This is a genomic window from Desulfobacula toluolica Tol2 (genome assembly GCF_000307105.1).
In the GTDB taxonomy this organism is placed as follows: domain Bacteria; phylum Desulfobacterota; class Desulfobacteria; order Desulfobacterales; family Desulfobacteraceae; genus Desulfobacula; species Desulfobacula toluolica.
Genome location: NC_018645.1, coordinates 2,298,219 through 2,315,000 on the forward strand (window position 1 = coordinate 2,298,219; position 16,782 = coordinate 2,315,000).

14 protein-coding genes, 2 tRNA genes, 2 rRNA genes and 1 other RNA gene (1 of these 19 cut by a window edge) are annotated in these 16,782 nt (G+C 40.6%); all 19 read left to right on the forward strand.

Going from position 1 to position 16,782, the window contains the following annotated elements:
- The first annotated feature begins 140 nt into the window (after positions 1-140).
- The gene (gene mrdA / locus TOL2_RS10540; RefSeq protein ID WP_014957458.1) at positions 141-1,985 is read left to right on the forward strand and encodes a penicillin-binding protein 2; all 1,845 of its coding nucleotides are present in this window, start codon (positions 141-143) and stop codon (positions 1,983-1,985) included.
- Positions 1,986-1,988: 3 nt separating this feature from the next.
- A complete protein-coding gene (gene rodA, locus TOL2_RS10545) occupies positions 1,989-3,095 on the forward strand; it encodes a rod shape-determining protein RodA (RefSeq protein ID WP_014957459.1) in 1,107 nt (368 codons plus the stop codon).
- 391 nt (positions 3,096-3,486) lie between these two features.
- Positions 3,487-3,918: a F0F1 ATP synthase subunit B family protein gene (locus TOL2_RS10550; protein WP_014957460.1), complete on the forward strand. Its 432-nt coding sequence runs from the start codon at positions 3,487-3,489 to the stop codon at positions 3,916-3,918.
- Entirely contained in the window at positions 3,918-4,508 is a 591-nt protein-coding gene (locus TOL2_RS10555) for a F0F1 ATP synthase subunit B family protein (RefSeq protein ID WP_014957461.1), read from the forward strand. Before TOL2_RS10550 ends, TOL2_RS10555 begins: the two co-directional genes overlap by 1 nt.
- Entirely contained in the window at positions 4,508-5,059 is a 552-nt protein-coding gene (atpH, locus tag TOL2_RS10560) for an ATP synthase F1 subunit delta (RefSeq protein ID WP_014957462.1), read from the forward strand. The genes TOL2_RS10555 and atpH overlap by 1 nt, the downstream gene beginning before the upstream one ends.
- Positions 5,059-6,573, forward strand: coding sequence for a F0F1 ATP synthase subunit alpha (gene atpA, locus TOL2_RS10565; protein WP_014957463.1), 1,515 nt, complete (start codon positions 5,059-5,061; stop codon positions 6,571-6,573). The genes atpH and atpA overlap by 1 nt, the downstream gene beginning before the upstream one ends.
- A gap of 58 nt (positions 6,574-6,631) precedes the next feature.
- A complete protein-coding gene (atpG, locus tag TOL2_RS10570) occupies positions 6,632-7,525 on the forward strand; it encodes an ATP synthase F1 subunit gamma (RefSeq protein WP_014957464.1) in 894 nt (297 codons plus the stop codon).
- 47 nt (positions 7,526-7,572) lie between these two features.
- Entirely contained in the window at positions 7,573-8,979 is a 1,407-nt protein-coding gene (gene atpD, locus TOL2_RS10575) for a F0F1 ATP synthase subunit beta (protein WP_014957465.1), read from the forward strand.
- Positions 8,980-8,996: 17 nt separating this feature from the next.
- On the forward strand, positions 8,997-9,404 hold the full coding sequence (locus tag TOL2_RS10580) for a F0F1 ATP synthase subunit epsilon (RefSeq protein ID WP_014957466.1): 408 nt from the start codon (positions 8,997-8,999) through the stop codon (positions 9,402-9,404).
- 151 nt (positions 9,405-9,555) lie between these two features.
- On the forward strand, positions 9,556-10,305 hold the full coding sequence (locus TOL2_RS10585) for a sugar phosphate nucleotidyltransferase (protein WP_148278096.1): 750 nt from the start codon (positions 9,556-9,558) through the stop codon (positions 10,303-10,305).
- A gap of 61 nt (positions 10,306-10,366) precedes the next feature.
- Positions 10,367-10,639, forward strand: coding sequence for a hypothetical protein (locus TOL2_RS10590; RefSeq protein ID WP_014957468.1), 273 nt, complete (start codon positions 10,367-10,369; stop codon positions 10,637-10,639).
- 28 nt (positions 10,640-10,667) lie between these two features.
- A complete protein-coding gene (locus tag TOL2_RS10595) occupies positions 10,668-10,961 on the forward strand; it encodes a cell division protein ZapA (protein ID WP_014957469.1) in 294 nt (97 codons plus the stop codon).
- Positions 10,962-10,989: 28 nt separating this feature from the next.
- Positions 10,990-11,178: non-coding RNA, 6S RNA (gene ssrS / locus TOL2_RS24115), on the forward strand.
- A 155-nt stretch (positions 11,179-11,333) separates the two neighbouring features.
- A complete protein-coding gene (gene rny / locus TOL2_RS10600) occupies positions 11,334-12,899 on the forward strand; it encodes a ribonuclease Y (RefSeq protein ID WP_014957470.1) in 1,566 nt (521 codons plus the stop codon).
- A gap of 31 nt (positions 12,900-12,930) precedes the next feature.
- Positions 12,931-14,217 carry a tyrosine--tRNA ligase gene (tyrS, locus tag TOL2_RS10605; RefSeq protein WP_014957471.1) on the forward strand — a complete coding sequence of 429 codons (1,287 nt, stop codon included), beginning with the start codon at positions 12,931-12,933 and terminating at the stop codon, positions 14,215-14,217.
- A 180-nt stretch (positions 14,218-14,397) separates the two neighbouring features.
- Positions 14,398-15,957, forward strand: a 16S ribosomal RNA gene (locus TOL2_RS10610).
- A gap of 91 nt (positions 15,958-16,048) precedes the next feature.
- Positions 16,049-16,125 (forward strand) — tRNA-Ile (locus TOL2_RS10615).
- A 3-nt stretch (positions 16,126-16,128) separates the two neighbouring features.
- Positions 16,129-16,204, forward strand: a tRNA-Ala gene (locus TOL2_RS10620).
- Between the two features lie 382 nt (positions 16,205-16,586).
- Positions 16,587-16,782 (forward strand): 23S ribosomal RNA (locus TOL2_RS10625) (it continues 2,800 nt past the right edge of the window).
- The 16S and 23S rRNA genes sit together here with 2 tRNA genes alongside, the layout of an rRNA operon.

Here is a 16,782-nt window from a genome sequence, read left to right on the forward strand (position 1 = left end):
ACTCTTTTGATAAGACAGGCTGTTTGGGGATTGGTTTTTATTCCAATAGGTATATGGCTGGTAAAGATTTTGTGGCAGAACTGGATTTTTATAACTAAATCAATGAGAAAACAGATGGCTAAAAAATACAGGGGCTATAATTGATCGAATTCAGTAAAAATTCGGATAGAGAATTGATAAAGCAAAGGCTTGTAGGCGCAAGTATCTGCATTCTTCTTGTCTTTGCTATTTTGTTCCTTAGATTGGTATATCTTCAAATTATCAAGGGTGAAGAATACAGGCTTTTGTCTGAAAAAAATGCCGTGCGCCTTAAAAGTATTAAATCCTCCAGGGGCCTGATTTTTGACAGGAATAACAGACTTTTGGTTGATAACAGACCTTCGTTTAATCTCAAGATTGTGCTTGAAGATGCAGGAGATGTTGAAAAGACAGTCAAAAAACTTGCAGAATTGATTCGTATACCTCTCCAGGAACTCATGGATACAATTGATCGTGCAGGAAAAGGTTCGTTTTACAAGGCTGTGACATTAAAAGATGATATCTCAAGGGAACAGCTTGCCATTGTTGAATCTCATAAATTTGATCTTCCTGGTATTCATATTGATATAGAACCCACACGACATTATATCCATAAAAAAACTGCTGCTCATCTTTTAGGGTATTTAGGTCAGGTAAACAGCACTGAATTGAGAAGTGGTAAATATCCTGATATCAAGACAGGAGACTCAATCGGCAGGTATGGTATTGAAAAAAGTTTTGAAAAATATCTTCAGGGAAAAAGAGGAGGGCGGCAGATAGAAGTCGATGCCAATGGGAGGACGATTAAGATTTTGAAAACAGTTGAACCAATTGCAGGGCTTGATTTGAATCTTACATTGGATCTTGATTTGCAGAAGACGGCAGAGAAATTGTTTGACAACAGGGATGGTGCTGTTGTCGCTATTGATCCTAACAATGGGGATATTCTTGTGATGGCAAGCAATCCAAGTTTCGATCAAAATGATTTTATCGGCGGCATCAGTACAAAAAATTGGGAAACATTGATTTCCAATCCGGGTAAACCAATGACCAACAAAGCAATTCAGGCAGAATACCCCCCGGCATCCACATACAAAATAATTACCTCATTTGCAGCCCTCGAAGAAAAACATATCGACAGTCATTCAACGGTATATTGTCCGGGGTTTTTAAAATATGGTAATAGACGCTATCGTTGCTGGAATAAACATGGGCATGGCGAGATGAATGTTATTAAAGCCCTTACGCAATCATGTGATGTTTTTTTTTATCAGGCGGGAGACAAAGCAGGTGTGGATACGCTGGCACAATATGCAAAGGGCTGTGGACTTGGGAAAAAAACAGGTATTATGCTTGATAATGAAAGAAAAGGGCTTGTCCCGACTTCTGCCTGGAAAAAGAAACGATACAATGAAGCCTGGCAAGGCGGGGAGACCCTTTCAATTGCTATAGGGCAGGGTTTTAACCTGGTTACTCCCCTTCAAATGGCTGTCTTTATGGCAGCTGTGGGAAACGGGGGAACTTTGTACCGGCCTATAATCGTCAAAACCATTGAAGACAGCCATGGAAGTATTATTAAGAAAATAGATCCTGAAATTACCGGAAGTTTGCCGGCAAGCTCAGAAACATTGGATATTGTTAGAAAGGGTCTTTTAAACGTTGTTCAGGGTGACCGGGGGACCGCAAGAGGAATTAGGCTCACAGGTATTGAAATAGCTGGTAAGACAGGGACTGCACAGGTTTTCAGTATTAAAAAAGGTGAAAAGATAGATCCTGAAAAGTTACGGTATAATTTGCGGGATCATGCATGGTTTATTGCTTATGCTCCAGCTGAAAAGCCGGTTATTGCGGTTTCTGTGATCATTGAACATGGAGAACACGGATCAAGTTCAGCAGCACCTGTTGCAGGAGCTTTAATTGAGCAATATATTCAAACTTTATCACAAAAAGAAACCGTAATGGAGTAAAACATGTTTGACCGGAGACTGATAAAAAATTTTGATTGGGGATTGGTTTTATTGATTTTTTTAATCGGGTCTGTGGGGCTTGTTATTTTATTCAGTGCGTTGACTGCAGGAAATGATACAGGAACAATTCCTGTCTTGTTTAAAAAACAAATTATGTGGATGGGTGCAGGGTTGTTTATAATCATGATAGCAGTGATGATTGATTTTAAGGAACTGGACAAATTAAATTTATTTATTTATATGTTCTGCATTGGACTTTTGATCAGCGTTATTCTTTTCGGGCAAATTGGGGGTGGATCACGACGATGGCTTGTACTTGGTCCATTAAGAATTCAGCCGTCTGAATTGATGAAAATTGCTTTGATCATAAGCCTTGCTTCGGTATATTCAACTTCAATATCCCAGACAGGACTCAATTTTAGGAAATTGATTAAGCCGTTTGTTTTATGTACAATTCCATTTGTTTTAATCGTAAACCAGCCTGATCTTGGAACTGGATTGCTTTTGCTTTTAATTGCCGGCTCAATTACCCTTTTTGTCAAATTGGAACGAAGGGTTTTTTTTACTCTGTCAGGGTTGTGTATTGCTGCCGCACCCTTGGTATGGTTTGTTTTAAAAGATTATCAAAAATTCAGAATTTTAACTTTTTTAAATCCTGACCGTGATCCGCTTGGCAGCGGATACCATATTATTCAATCAAAAATAGCCATTGGATCGGGAATGCTGACAGGTAAGGGGTTTTTAAAAGGAACACAGAATGCACTTTCTTTTTTGCCTGAACAGCATACTGATTTTATTGTTTCTGTTCTTGCCGAAGAGTGGGGACTTTTGGGATGCAGTGTTTTGCTGATATTATATGTTTTTATCTTGTTCTGGGGTGTGAATATTGCGTATGGCTGCCGGAATATGTTTGGCTCTATTTTAGCATTTGGTATTACAATTATGATTTTTTGGCAGATTTTTATCAATATAGGCATGGTCATGGGACTCATGCCCGTTGTTGGCGTGCCTTTGCCCCTTGTGTCCTATGGAGGTTCTTCTGTGATTACCAATATGGTGGGATTTGGAATTCTTTTGAATATCAGTATGCGTAAATTTTCTTCCAAATAAAGGCCATGGCAGATTGAACGGCCGCAAAAAAAATAAAATAGGTTTTAATGTCGGAGGGTCAAAAATTCTTTGCTTTACTCAGTAACCTGTCAGGTTAATAAATAGAGATAAATAATCTTGGTAAATTAAGCCTGTTTTTTTTGATCAATTCTTTTGTTTTATTGAACTTTGTGGAAAATTTATGATTTTTCCGGTTTTCTCAGAGACAAAGACGGATTGAAAAGTAGAGGCCAATACCTTAAATATTTTATCATTCAATATTGACAAATGATGGCCCGGATGGTACTCAAGTCTCGATTTGATTGGAATATGGACTGTTTTTGAGTTAAAACAGTCAGTAAGATATAAGTAGTTGATCTTTTTATAATTATTAACTGGCGGAGGGGATTTTATGATAACTGTGATTCCTGATATATCTTTAATGTATCAGATGATCAATTTCCTGGTTCTGCTTTTTGTGCTTAATCTGGTTCTTTATAAACCAATTCGTAATGTTCTTCTTGAAAGAAAGGCAAAAATTGAAGGGATGCAAAATGGGGCTGAAAAAGCCGCAGGCGACCTTATTGCCGGAGAAGATGCTTACAAAAATGGATTAAAAGAAGCCAGATCTGAAGGCTTGAAAACAAAAGAAGCCTTTGTGGAAGAAGCATCTCAAGAAGAAACGGAAATAATTGACAGGATTAACAAGAAGGCTCAGGCCAATCTTGCTGAGATTAAACAGCAGGTGGCAGATGAGACTGAGCAGGCCAGAAAGGCGCTTGAAGGTGAAATTGAGGCATATGCCAAAGCCATCGGCGAAAAGATTTTAGGGAGGGCTTGCTGATGAAAAAATGTAGAATGAACAAGGGATTGCTGCTCGTTTCCGGCTTTGTTGTCTCGCTTGTTTTGTGTGGTGTTGCTTTTGCATCTTCGGATGGGGGGCATGGTGGTGTGCATAATGCCTGGCTTCAAATTGATACCTGGAAAGTATTGAATTTTGGTATTCTTGCTGTTGTTGGATTTCTTCTTGCAAAGAAACCGGTTGCCGAGTTTTTCGCATCCCGCGCAAAAAGCATTGCAGATGAGATTGAAGCACTTGAACAAAAAAAAGCTGATGCTGAAAAAAAACTTGCCGAATATCAAGCCAAGTTTAAAAATCTTGACCAGGAATCTAAACAGATTGTTGAGGATTACACAAAACAGGGTGAAGAAGCCAAAGCAAGAATTATTGCACAAGCAGAAGCACAGGCTGAAAAACTGGAAGATATGGCTAAACGCAATATTGATCAGGAATTCAAGTCTGCAAAAATCAAACTTCAACAAGAAATTGTTGAAAAAGCACTGGATAAAGCTGAAGAAATTATTAAAGCCTCTATTAAACCAAAAGATCAGAACAAGCTTGTTGATGACTATTTGAAAAAGGTGGTGGCATAATGAAAAATTTAGCAGTTTCCAGGCGTTATGCCAAGGCATTGATTCTTATCGGCCAGGAAGACGGCCAGGCAGACCATTATAATGCAGAGCTTGATTCCATTGTCAAGCTCTTTGATACGCAGGAAGGTTTTGAAACAGCGTTGACAAATCCTTTGTACAACAAAAATGATAGAAAAAAAGTTCTGCAGACTGTTTTAGCTGCAACAAATTTATCTGCCATTATGAAATCTTTCCTGATTCTTTTGTTTGATAAAGGTAGAATTGTTTTTTTAAGAGAAATTGCTTCCTATTATAAAGATCTGGCAGATGAGCTTAACGGTGTTGTTAAAGCCAGTATTGTTTCAGCAACTGAGTTGTCGGCAGGCGCAATTGGCAAAATTAAAAAAGCGTTGTCAAATAAGACCGGTAAAAATATTGTTTTGAATGTTGAACAAGATCCAAGTCTCATTGGTGGTGTGATTACAAAAATCGGTGATCTTGTTATGGACGGCAGCGTAAAAACTCAGCTGATTAATATGAGAGAAACATTAAAAAAAGGTGAGAGTGTCTAATGGAAATTAAAGCAGAAGAAATAAGCCAAATAATAAAAGACCAGATCAAAGGTTTTGATGCACAGGTCGACCTGAGTGAAACAGGTGTTGTTCTTTCGGCGGGTGACGGTATTGCCCGCGTATACGGTCTTGAAAAAGTAAAAGCCATGGAGCTGGTTGAATTCCCCGGCGGAATCTTAGGACTTGCATTAAACCTTGAAGCCGATAATGTTGGTGTTGCGATCCTTGGTGATGATAAATTAATTAAAGAAGGTGATGTTGTAAAGCGTACCGACCGTATTGCTTCGGTTCCAGTTGGTGAAGAACTTTTGGGGCGCGTTGTGACCACAACAGGCGATCCGGTTGACGGTAAAGGCCCGATCAATTCTAAAAAATATATGAACATGGAATTGGTTGCCCCTGGTGTTATTGCCAGAAAGTCCGTTCATGAACCCTGTTATACCGGTGCAAAAGCTGTTGACGGCATGACTCCTGTTGGCAGAGGTCAACGCGAGCTGATCATTGGTGACCGCCAGATTGGCAAAACTGCTGTTGCTGTTGATGCTATTATTGCTCAAAAAGAAAGTGACATAAAATGTGTTTATGTTGCCTGTGGTCAGAAAAAATCAACTGTTGCCCAGGTTGTTGCCGCACTTGAAGAACACGGTGCCATGGAATATACAACTGTTGTTATTGCATCTGCTTCTGAATCTGCAGCCATGCAGTACCTGGCACCCTATGCCGGATGTGCAATGGCTGAATATTTCAGGGATAAAGGTGAGCATTCCTTGATTATTTATGATGACCTTTCAAAACAGGCAGCAGCTTATCGTCAGGTATCCCTGCTTCTCAGACGTCCACCGGGACGTGAGGCTTTTCCTGGAGATATTTTCTACAACCATTCTCGTCTGCTTGAAAGATCTGCAAAACTCAGTGATGCAGAAGGTGCGGGTTCTTTAACAGCGCTTCCGATTATTGAAACCCAGGAAGGTGATGTTTCCGCATTTATTCCGACAAATGTTATTTCCATTACAGACGGTCAGATTTTTCTGGATAAAGACCTTTTCTTTGCAGGTATTCGTCCTGCTATTGATGTTGGTCTGTCAGTCTCCCGTGTTGGTGGTGCAGCCCAGGTTAAGGCAATGAAACAGGTTGCCGGTACCCTTCGTCTTGATCTTGCTCAGTTCCGTGAGCTTGAAGCATTTGCAGCGTTTGGTTCAGACCTTGATGCTGCCACACAAAAGCAGCTGACCCGTGGTGAACGCCTTGTCGAACTATTGAAACAACCCCAGTTCAAACCGCTTCCAATGGAAAAAATGGTCACGGCCCTTTATGCCGGAACCAAAGGGTATATTGATAAATATCCAAGAGAGGCTGTTGCAAAATATGAAGAGGGTCTTTATCCGTTTATTGAAAATCGTTTCTCTGAAATTTTTTCCGGTTTAAAGGAAAAACAAGAAATTACAGCAGAAATTGAAGGTAAACTGAAACAAGCCCTGGAAGCCTATGACGAAGAATTCAAGGATACGATATAGTAACTTTGGAATTTATCGTGACATTATTCACTAATAATAGGCTTGAAAGGTAGATTATATGGCAACTTTAAAAGAAGTACAATCAAAGATAGTCGGCGTAAAAAAGACTAGACAGATTACCTCTGCCATGAAAATGGTTGCCACTTCACGATTACGCGGTGCTCAGAACAACATGGAGGCATTTAAGCCCTATGCCGGCAAGTTTGCCGAAGTTTTGGGAAGCATTGCCGGTAAATCCGGTGAGGATGCAAGTCCATTGCTTGTTCCCCGTGATGAGGTTAAAAAAGTGGCCCTCATTCTCTGTACATCTGACAGGGGACTTTGTGGTGGTTTTAATACAAATTTAATTGCAAAAGCTGATAAATTTATTCAATCAGAGCTTGATGGAAAAGATGTCTCCTTTATCTGTTTTGGTAAAAGAGGAAGGGACTGGGCAAAAAAACAACCTCAACCCATTGAAGATGAATTCATTGGTGTTGTGGGAGGCAATGTTGAGTTCTCTGTGGCATCCTCTTCCGGACAGAAAATGATAGAAAATTTTCTTTCCGGAACTGTTGATGAAGTATATCTGATTTATTCTGAGTTCGTGAACATGGCAAGACAAAACCCAACAATAAAACAGATTCTTCCCATTCCTTCTCTTGAAGATGTGGCAGAAGAAAAAGAAGTGGACAAAGATGCAAAATTCTTACCCGAACATCTCTGCGAACCTTCTTCTGATGCATTGCTTGGCGAGATGCTGCCAAAGAATATTTTCATTCAGATATATGATGCACTGCTCCAGACATCCACCAGTGAACATGCGGCTCGAATGAGTTCCATGGAAAATGCTACCAAAGCATGTGATGACATGGTTGGAGAACTTCAGACAATATTCAACAAAACAAGGCAGGCCGGTATTACGGCGGATCTTATGGATATTGTTGGTGGTGCAGAAGCCCTTAAGGGATAAATTTAAGATATACTTAATTTAAGAAAACAGCTTTATAGGAGAAAAAAATGGCTGAAAATATAGGGAAAATAGCACAGGTACTCGGCGCTGTTATTGACGTTGAATTTGAACCTGGAAAACTTCCTCCGGTTCTGACGGCTTTGACCGTAACTAACCCGGCTATTGGTGACATGGAAGACAACCTTGTAATCGAAGTTGCACAGCACCTGGGTGACAATGTTGTTCGATGTATTGGCATGGATGTAACTGATGGTCTTCAGAGAGGAATGGCTGTAAAAGATACAGGTTCTCCGATCATGATGCCGGTTGGTGAAGCATCCCTTGGCAGGGTTCTTAATGTTGTTGGACGACCGGTTGATGGTCTGGGGCCCATATCCCAGGAAAAAATGCTTCCCATTCACAGACACGCTCCTGCTTTTACAGAACAGGATACAACAGTAAGGGTTCTTGAAACCGGTGTTAAGGTGATTGATCTTCTTGTACCCTTTCCGCGTGGTGGTAAAATGGGTATGTTTGGTGGTGCTGGTGTTGGTAAAACAGTTATCATGATGGAAATGGTTAATAATATTGCTATGCAGCATGGTGGTATTTCAGTATTCGGCGGTGTTGGAGAAAGAACTCGTGAAGGTAATGACCTTTACCATGAAATGAAAGATTCCGGCGTTCTCCCAAAATGTGCATTGGTTTATGGCCAGATGACGGAACCTCCCGGAGCAAGAATGAGGGTTGCTCTTTCAGCTTTGACCTGTGCTGAATATTTCCGTGATGAAGAAGGTCAGGATGTGCTTTTGTTTGTTGATAATATCTTTCGTTTTACCCAGGCCGGTGCTGAGGTTTCAGCAACACTTGGTCGTATGCCTTCTGCGGTTGGTTATCAGCCGACCCTTGCAGTTGACATGGGTGAGCTTCAGGAACGTATTACTTCAACTGATAAAGGTTCCATTACAGCGGTTCAGTGTGTTTACGTACCTGCTGATGACTTGACAGACCCTGCACCTGCAACCACATTTGCTCATCTTGACGGTACGGTTGTGCTTTCCCGCCAGATTGCAGAGCTGGGTATTTATCCTGCTGTTGATCCGCTTGACTCTTCATCCAGGATTCTGGATGCAGCTTATATTGGTGAAGAACACTATAATGTTGCCCGTGTTGTTCAGCAGACCCTGCAAAAATACAAAGAACTTCAGGATATTATTGCAATTTTGGGTATGGATGAGCTTTCTGATGAAGATAAGGTAACTGTTCAACGCGCAAGAAAACTTCAGAAATTTTTGTCACAGCCGTTCCACGTTGCAGAAACATTTACCGGTATGCCTGGTAAATTTGTTAAAGTTGAAGATACTGTAAGATCATTTAAAGAAATTATTGAAGGAAAACATGATGATCTTTCAGAAAATGCTTTTTATATGGTTGGTTCAATAGAAGAAGCCATTGAAAAGTCAAAAGCTGAATAAGCATCCGGAGGGATATTATGGCTGAGAAATTATTTCTTGAAGTCGTTACGCCGCAAAAAGCAATTGTCAGTGAAGAGGCTGAAATTGTTATCGCTCCGGGTTCTGAAGGTGAGTTTGGAGCGCTCAAAGGGCATACCACATTCCTCACATCTTTGAATGTTGGAACGCTTCGCTATAAAGACAACAGTGGAAAAGAAAGGTATCTTTTTATTAATGGCGGATTTGCAGAAGTTTTACCGGACAAGGTTACTATTCTAGCTGAATCTGCTGAACGTCGAATGAATATTGATGTTGAAAGAGCGACTCAGGCTAAAGAGCGGGCTGAAAAACGTCTGGCCTCAAAGGCTGCCGATATTGATCTTGTGAGAGCTGAAGCTGCAATGAGACGTGCAATCCACAGACTTAAGATTAAAAATATAAAATAGGGTGAGTTTGAATTAAGTATATAAATTATACATGAAAAACTGCCTGTACTATAAAATAGGGGGTACTTCAGAGTTTTTGGAGCACCCCTTTTTTAAATTATGTGTTCATATGTTTTTTTTGAAAACTGCGTCAATTACTATGGGTGTTGATATGGATTATAAAGATGTAGGAATTGTTATTCTTGCTGCGGGCAAGGGAACCAGAATGCGCTCAAATATTGCCAAGGTGCTTCATAAGGTTGCTGGAACAAGTATGATTGTTCATGTTATTGAATGTGCAAAAAAAATTACAGCAGATAATATTTATGTCGTTATTGGCCATCAGGCCCAATTAGTGAAAGAAGAAGTTAACCGATATTTTAAAGTGGATTTTGCTTTTCAAAAACAGCTTTTGGGTACAGGTGATGCGGTTAAAGCAGCCATTCCAGGGTTGAAATCAGGCATTAAGGACATTCTTGTATTATGTGGAGATGTACCATTGATTCAGGAAAATACATTGCGAAAGCTGGTGAATGAGCATAAAAAAAAACAGGTAAAAATAACCGTTCTTGCGACCGATATTGAAGAGCCCGGCAGTTATGGACGCATTGTCCTTGATGAATACAATCATCTTCTTTATATTAAAGAGGATGCAGATGCCACTGAAATTGAAAAGAAAATTAAAAAGGTCAACACTGGAATTTATTGTTTTGATAAAGAGCTTCTTATATCTGCTATTGATAAGATTAAACCTGATAATATTCAGGCTGAATATTATTTAACTGATGTTATTGGGATTGCAAAAAAACAAAATGAATCCATCCAGGTTTTAACCATGGATGATCCAAGAGAAGTTATGGGAGTAAATACGCTTGAAGACCTTGGCAAAGTCGAGTGTCTTATTCAACTGTTGGGCAAATGAATTGCCTTGACTTTATGAAATATTTTGAATTATACTAAACCACAATAAGCTTTGGGAGACTATGAAATTGGGTAACGATCTTATAAAAAAAAAGTTTGATGAAATTGATGGACAAATTGATTTTATGATAGAACTTTGCCATACACTTCAGCTGGAAAATCAGGAATTATTGTTAAAAATTAAAAATTTTGAAACAGAACTTGATAAAAAAAAAGAAACTGAAGATGAATATTTAGACCAACAGGCATTGATTCATTCTAAAATTGATGGGCTTTTGACAAAGTTGGATGATTTTGCAAATAGCGATCCTGAAGAGGTTTCATCAAACTTATAACCGAATATATTTCGGAAAAGGGATTTCATTGGATGAAATTGTTGTAATTGATCTTTTTGGAGAAGAATTCAGGTTTAAACCGGATAAGCAGGTTGAAAATCCTGAACAAGTTGTACAATATTTAAAGAAATATATAAAAGAAGCTGAAGAATTATTTCAAAATAAGCCTTCAAGTAAAAATAAAATTGTTATACTGTTGTTGGCGGCTATCAATTTATCAAAGGATTTTTATGAGCTTAAGGTACAACTCTCAGGACTTGAAAAAGAGATAGAAAATAGGGTTTCATCCCTGATAGAAAAAATTGATAGAGAAATTGAATAACATAAGAATTATTTATTGTTCATAAGTTTTACCCCTGCAATGTGCGTGATTGTATGACAGCCTTTGTCCTAACGCATAGCAAAAAGGGAGTCCACGCTATTACTGGTGTGCTAAGTTCCTCCTGGTAAGGAAAAGCCTAAAGGTATTATTGGACACCCGCATTTTGAACCAATGGTTCAAAGCCTTAACTATCAACACGGCAGTTTGTGGGGGTAATTGTAACAATAAATATGTTTTAATTTTATCCTCCCTGACATTTTTACCCCATCTCATATTTTTTTAAAGACAAGCTCTTGATTTAAGATCAGGGCATGAAATTAGACTATCACAACATAATGTGTTGATATTAATATAATTTAGGAGAATTTTTTAATGGAATATACGGTTGTGCTCTCATCAATTACTGTCGTTTTATTGGGGTTGGGAGTCGTGATCTTTTTAGTTCTTAAGAAAAAGATGATTCAGGAAAATTTAAAAATTGAAGAAGAACAGACGAGATTAATTGGAGAGGCAAAAGCCAAGGCTGCAACATTGTTGAAAGAAGCCAAGCTGGAAGCAAAGTCCAGGCTTTTGGAAATGAAGAGTGATTTTGATTCCGAGACTGAGGAAACCCGTTTTGAATTGAAAAAGGAAGAAAGAAGATTATCGAAAAAGAGTGAGAAACTTGATAATCATGAAGATCAGTTATCTAAAAGAGAACAGAATGTTCAAAGAAAAGAAGTTGAGATTCAGAAAAAGCTTGATTCTGCGACTAAAAAAGAGAACCAGTATGATATAATGTTGGAAGAAATTAAAAAGGAACTTGAAAAAGTATCTGGACTAACTCTGGAAGAAGCAAAGGAACTTTTGCTTAAGGCTATGCAGGAAGAGGCAAGGCACGAAGGAGCCAAACTGATAAAAAAGATTACCAGCGAAGCAAAGGAAAATGCTGATAAAGAAGCTAAAAAGATTATTGCAACTTCCATTCAACGATATGCCGGCGATTATGTGGCTGAACGAACGGTTTCAGTTGTTCATCTTCCAGGAGATGAAATGAAAGGGCGAATTATTGGCAGGGAAGGAAGAAATATCAGGGCGCTTGAAGCTGCTACAGGGATTGATCTGATTATTGATGATACGCCGGAAGCGGTTATATTATCAGGATTTAATCCGGTTCGAAGAGAAGTTGCCAGGCTTTCTCTTGAAAAATTGATATCTGACGGAAGAATTCATCCTGCAAGAATTGAAGATGTTGTTGAGCGGGCTACGGAAGAAGTTGATATGGCAATCAAAGAGGCAGGTGAGCAGGCTGCTTTTGATTTGGGAGTTCATGGAATTGACCCAGAGCTGATAAAGGTGCTTGGTAAGCTTAAATTTAGGACCAGTTATGCCCAGAATGTTCTGCAGCACTCTGTTGAAGTGGCTTTTTTATCAGGCGCAATTGCTGCCGAGCTAGGGCTGGATATTAAACTGGCTAAACGTATGGGGCTGTTGCATGATATCGGAAAAGCAGTGGATCATGAGGTAGATGGAGCCCATGCAATTATTGGCGCAAAGCTTGCCAAAAAATATGGTGAGATTGAAGGTGTGGTAAATGCCATTGCTGCCCATCATGAAGACAAAATGCCGGAATCTGTTTATGATTATATTGTACAGGCGGCAGATGCATTGTCCGGTGCCAGGCCGGGGGCTAGAAAAGAGAGTCTGGAAAATTATATCAAACGGCTGGAAGATTTGGAAAATATAGCCAATTCTTTTGATGGAGTGGTTAACACCTATGCAATCCAGGCAGGTCGTGAAATAAGAGTTATTGCTGAGAGTGAAAAGATTACTGATGAAAGTGCTGTGCTTCTTTCCAGAGATATTGCTGCTCAAATTGAAGAGAATCTAACATTCCCGGGTCAGGTTAAAGTCGTTGTTATTAGAGAAACAAGAGCAGTGGAATACACTAAAAAATGAAGTATATTAAAAAATAAAGATTGGAAAGCAAATGAATGTCCTGTCGGTATTGAAAGAACGTGGTTTTATAGAAGATCTAACACATACGGAGGAGTTGGAAGATTATTTAACAAATAACCGGGCAACCTGTTATATCGGATTTGATCCGACTGCATCCAGCCTTCATGTTGGAAGTCTTGTCTGTATAATGGCATTAGCCCACATGCAGAGGCATGGGCATAGACCCATCGCGCTGGTGGGTGGGGGAACAGGTTTGATCGGAGATCCGTCCGGAAAAACCGAACTTCGTAAAATTATCACCATGGAACAGATTGATGAGAATAAAAAAGGGATTCAACAACAATTGTCCAGGTTTCTTGATTTTTCAGAAGATAAAGCTCTTCTTTTGGATAATGCGCAATGGCTTACGAAACTTGAATATATTCCTTTTCTTAGAGATATCGGCCGGCATTTCAGCGTTAATCGGATGATAAAGGCTGAAAGCTATAAAGCCAGGATGGATTCTGAAGACGGACTTACTTTTATCGAATTTAATTATATGTTGCTTCAGGCCTATGATTTTATGCGACTGGCCGACTCTTATGACTGCTTTTTACAAATGGGTGGCTCTGATCAATGGGGCAATATTGTAGCAGGTATTGATCTGGTTCGAAGAACATTGGGAAAACAAGCATATGGTATCACCTTTCCCCTGATCACAACTGCAAGCGGTATAAAAATGGGAAAAACCCATAAAGGCGCTGTTTGGCTTGATGCTCAAAGATTTTCTCCTTACGAGTATTACCAATTCTGGGTGAATGCAGATGATGCAGATGTTGAACGGTTTCTGGCTTTGTTTACATTTCTTCCAATGGAAGAAATTAATCAGGTCAAAGATCTTGAAGGGGTTGATTTGAATAAGGCCAAAGCAATTTTAGCCTATGAGGCGACTAAAATCTGTCACGGGGAAGATGAAGCTCTCAAGGCTTTCCAGGCATCCGTATCCATGTTTGGTGGTATAGGTGTACCTGAAGATCTTTTGTCGGGCAGTAGTATTCCAAGAGGTACTCATAGTGGAGCTAATGGGGATTCTGTTCCATCTTCGTCCTATAATAGTGATGATATTATAGCAAAGCTTTCTGTTGTTGATCTGTTTATGGGCGCAGAACTGTGTAAATCCAAATCTGATGTCAGGCGATTGGTTAAGCAGGGAGGTGCCTATATTAATGGAAGCAGGGTGGCATCATTTGATCAAATGATCGAGAAAGATGATATTCATGACGGTGAAATCCTGTTGAGAGCTGGCAAGAAAAAATATCATAAAATAATTTTAAATTAATTGAAAAAAGCGATTGACAAAAGCCAGTACCGCATGTATATTGTGCTGGTTTTTGGGTCACGGAAACTGTGACTACACGGAAGTAAGAAGTAAAGTTTGATCTTTGAAAATTGGTCAGTGAGAAATTTTAGAGCGGGTCTTAAAACAAGACTTTAAAGAGTTTAGAAGTATCAAGGATTATAACTGGAGAGTTTGATCCTGGCTCAGAATGAACGCTGGCGGCGTGCTTAACACATGCAAGTCGAACGAGAAAGGGATTGCTTGCAATCCTGAGTAGAGTGGCGCACGGGTGAGTAACACGTAGATAATCTACCTTCAAGCCCGGGATAACTGCCCGAAAGGACAGCTAATACCGGATGAAGTTGGTTCACACAAGTGAATTAATGAAAGATTGCCTCTTCTTGAAAGCAATTGTTTGGAGATGAGTTTGCGGACCATTAGTTTGTTGGTGGGGTAAAGGCCTACCAAGACTGCGATGGTTAGCTGGTCTGAGAGGATGATCAGCCACACTGGAACTGGTACACGGTCCAGACTCCTACGGGAGGCAGCAGTGAGGAATTTTGCGCAATGGGGGAAACCCTGACGCAGCAACGCCGCGTGAGTGAAGAAGGCCCTTGGGTCGTAAAGCTCTGTCGACAGGGAAGAAATTAGAGTTTTCTAATAGGAGATTCTATTGACGGTACCTGTAGAGGAAGCACCGGCTAACTCCGTGCCAGCAGCCGCGGTAATACGGGGGGTGCAAGCGTTATTCGGAATTATTGGGCGTAAAGGGCGCGTAGGCGGTCTTGTCGGTCAGATGTGAAAGCCCAGGGCTCAACCCTGGACGTGCATTTGAAACAGCAAGACTTGAGTACGGGAGAGGAAAGCGGAATTCCTGGTGTAGAGGTGAAATTCGTAGATATCAGGAGGAACACCGATGGCGAAGGCAGCTTTCTGGACCGATACTGACGCTGAGGCGCGAAGGCGTGGGTAGCGAACAGGATTAGATACCCTGGTAGTCCACGCAGTAAACGATGTACACTAGGTGTGGCGGATATTAAAATCTGCTGTGCCCAAGCTAACGCATTAAGTGTACCGCCTGGGGAGTACGGTCGCAAGACTAAAACTCAAAGGAATTGACGGGGGCCCGCACAAGCGGTGGAGCATGTGGTTTAATTCGACGCAACGCGAAGAACCTTACCTGGGTTTGACATCCTGTGAATATCTAAGAGATTAGATAGTGCCTTCGGGAGCACAGAGACAGGTGCTGCATGGCTGTCGTCAGCTCGTGTCGTGAGATGTTTGGTTAAGTCCAGCAACGAGCGCAACCCTTATCGTTAGTTGCCAGCACATAATGGTGGGAACTCTAGCGAGACTGCCCGGGTTAACCGGGAGGAAGGCGGGGATGACGTCAAGTCCTCATGGCCCTTATGTCCAGGGCTACACACGTGCTACAATGGTAAATACAGAGGGCAGCAAGCCGGCAACGGTAAGCGAATCCCTAAAGTTTATCTCAGTCCGGATTGGAGTCTGCAACTCGACTCCATGAAGTTGGAATCGCTAGTAATCGCGGATCAGCATGCCGCGGTGAATATGTTCCCGGGCCTTGTACACACCGCCCGTCACACCATGAGAGTTGATTATACCCGACGTCGTTGGGCTAACTATTTATAGAAGCAGGCGCCTAAGGTATGGTTGATAATTGGGGTGAAGTCGTAACAAGGTAGCCGTTGAGGAATCAGCGGCTGGATCACCTCCTTTCAAAGGAAAGAAATTATATATAGGGCATCTCACAAGGATACCTTATAGCTTTAAGAGGCATCACTGGCCAACTTTGAGAGATTAAACTCATGGGCCTGTAGCTCAGTTGGTTAGAGCGCACGCCTGATAAGCGTGAGGTCGGTGGTTCAAATCCACCCAGGCCCACCATGAGGGGGATTAGCTCAGCTGGGAGAGCGCCTGCCTTGCACGCAGGAGGTCAGCGGTTCGATCCCGCTATCCTCCACCATATCATGGATATGAAATGTAGTTACAAATACCGATTATCCTATAAAAATAGTCGGTATTATTGCGTAAGCACTCTCAAAATTGATCTTTGACAATTTGTTGTAGTAAATATCAAAAATGCGCAGTTAATAAATCAGGTGTTTTACAAGACACTTTATTAACTGATTAAAATAAACAGTTTGATTTGATTGTTGAATCATTTCAAGCTGACATTATTGAAGTAAAATTTGAGGAAATTCAAGGCGCATAAATTTTGACCGACTGAGTCGACCTGATGGTCGTCGCAGGGAGGGCAAAAGTTGTACAACGCAGAATTTACCAGATTTTACGAAAATAATATGTTCGCATCAAAGCGTTTAAACTTATTTGTGGTATTAAATAGTGGCTAAGCTACTAAGAGCAAACGGTGGATGCCTTGGTGTCAAGTGAAGAAGAAAGACGTGGAAAGCTGCGATAAGCTTCGGGGAGGGGCTAAACACCCTTTGATCCGGAGATTTCTGAATGGGGCAACCCGGCACGATTAATATTGTGTCATCCTTGCATGAATACATAGTGTAAGGAGGGTAACGGGGAGAACTG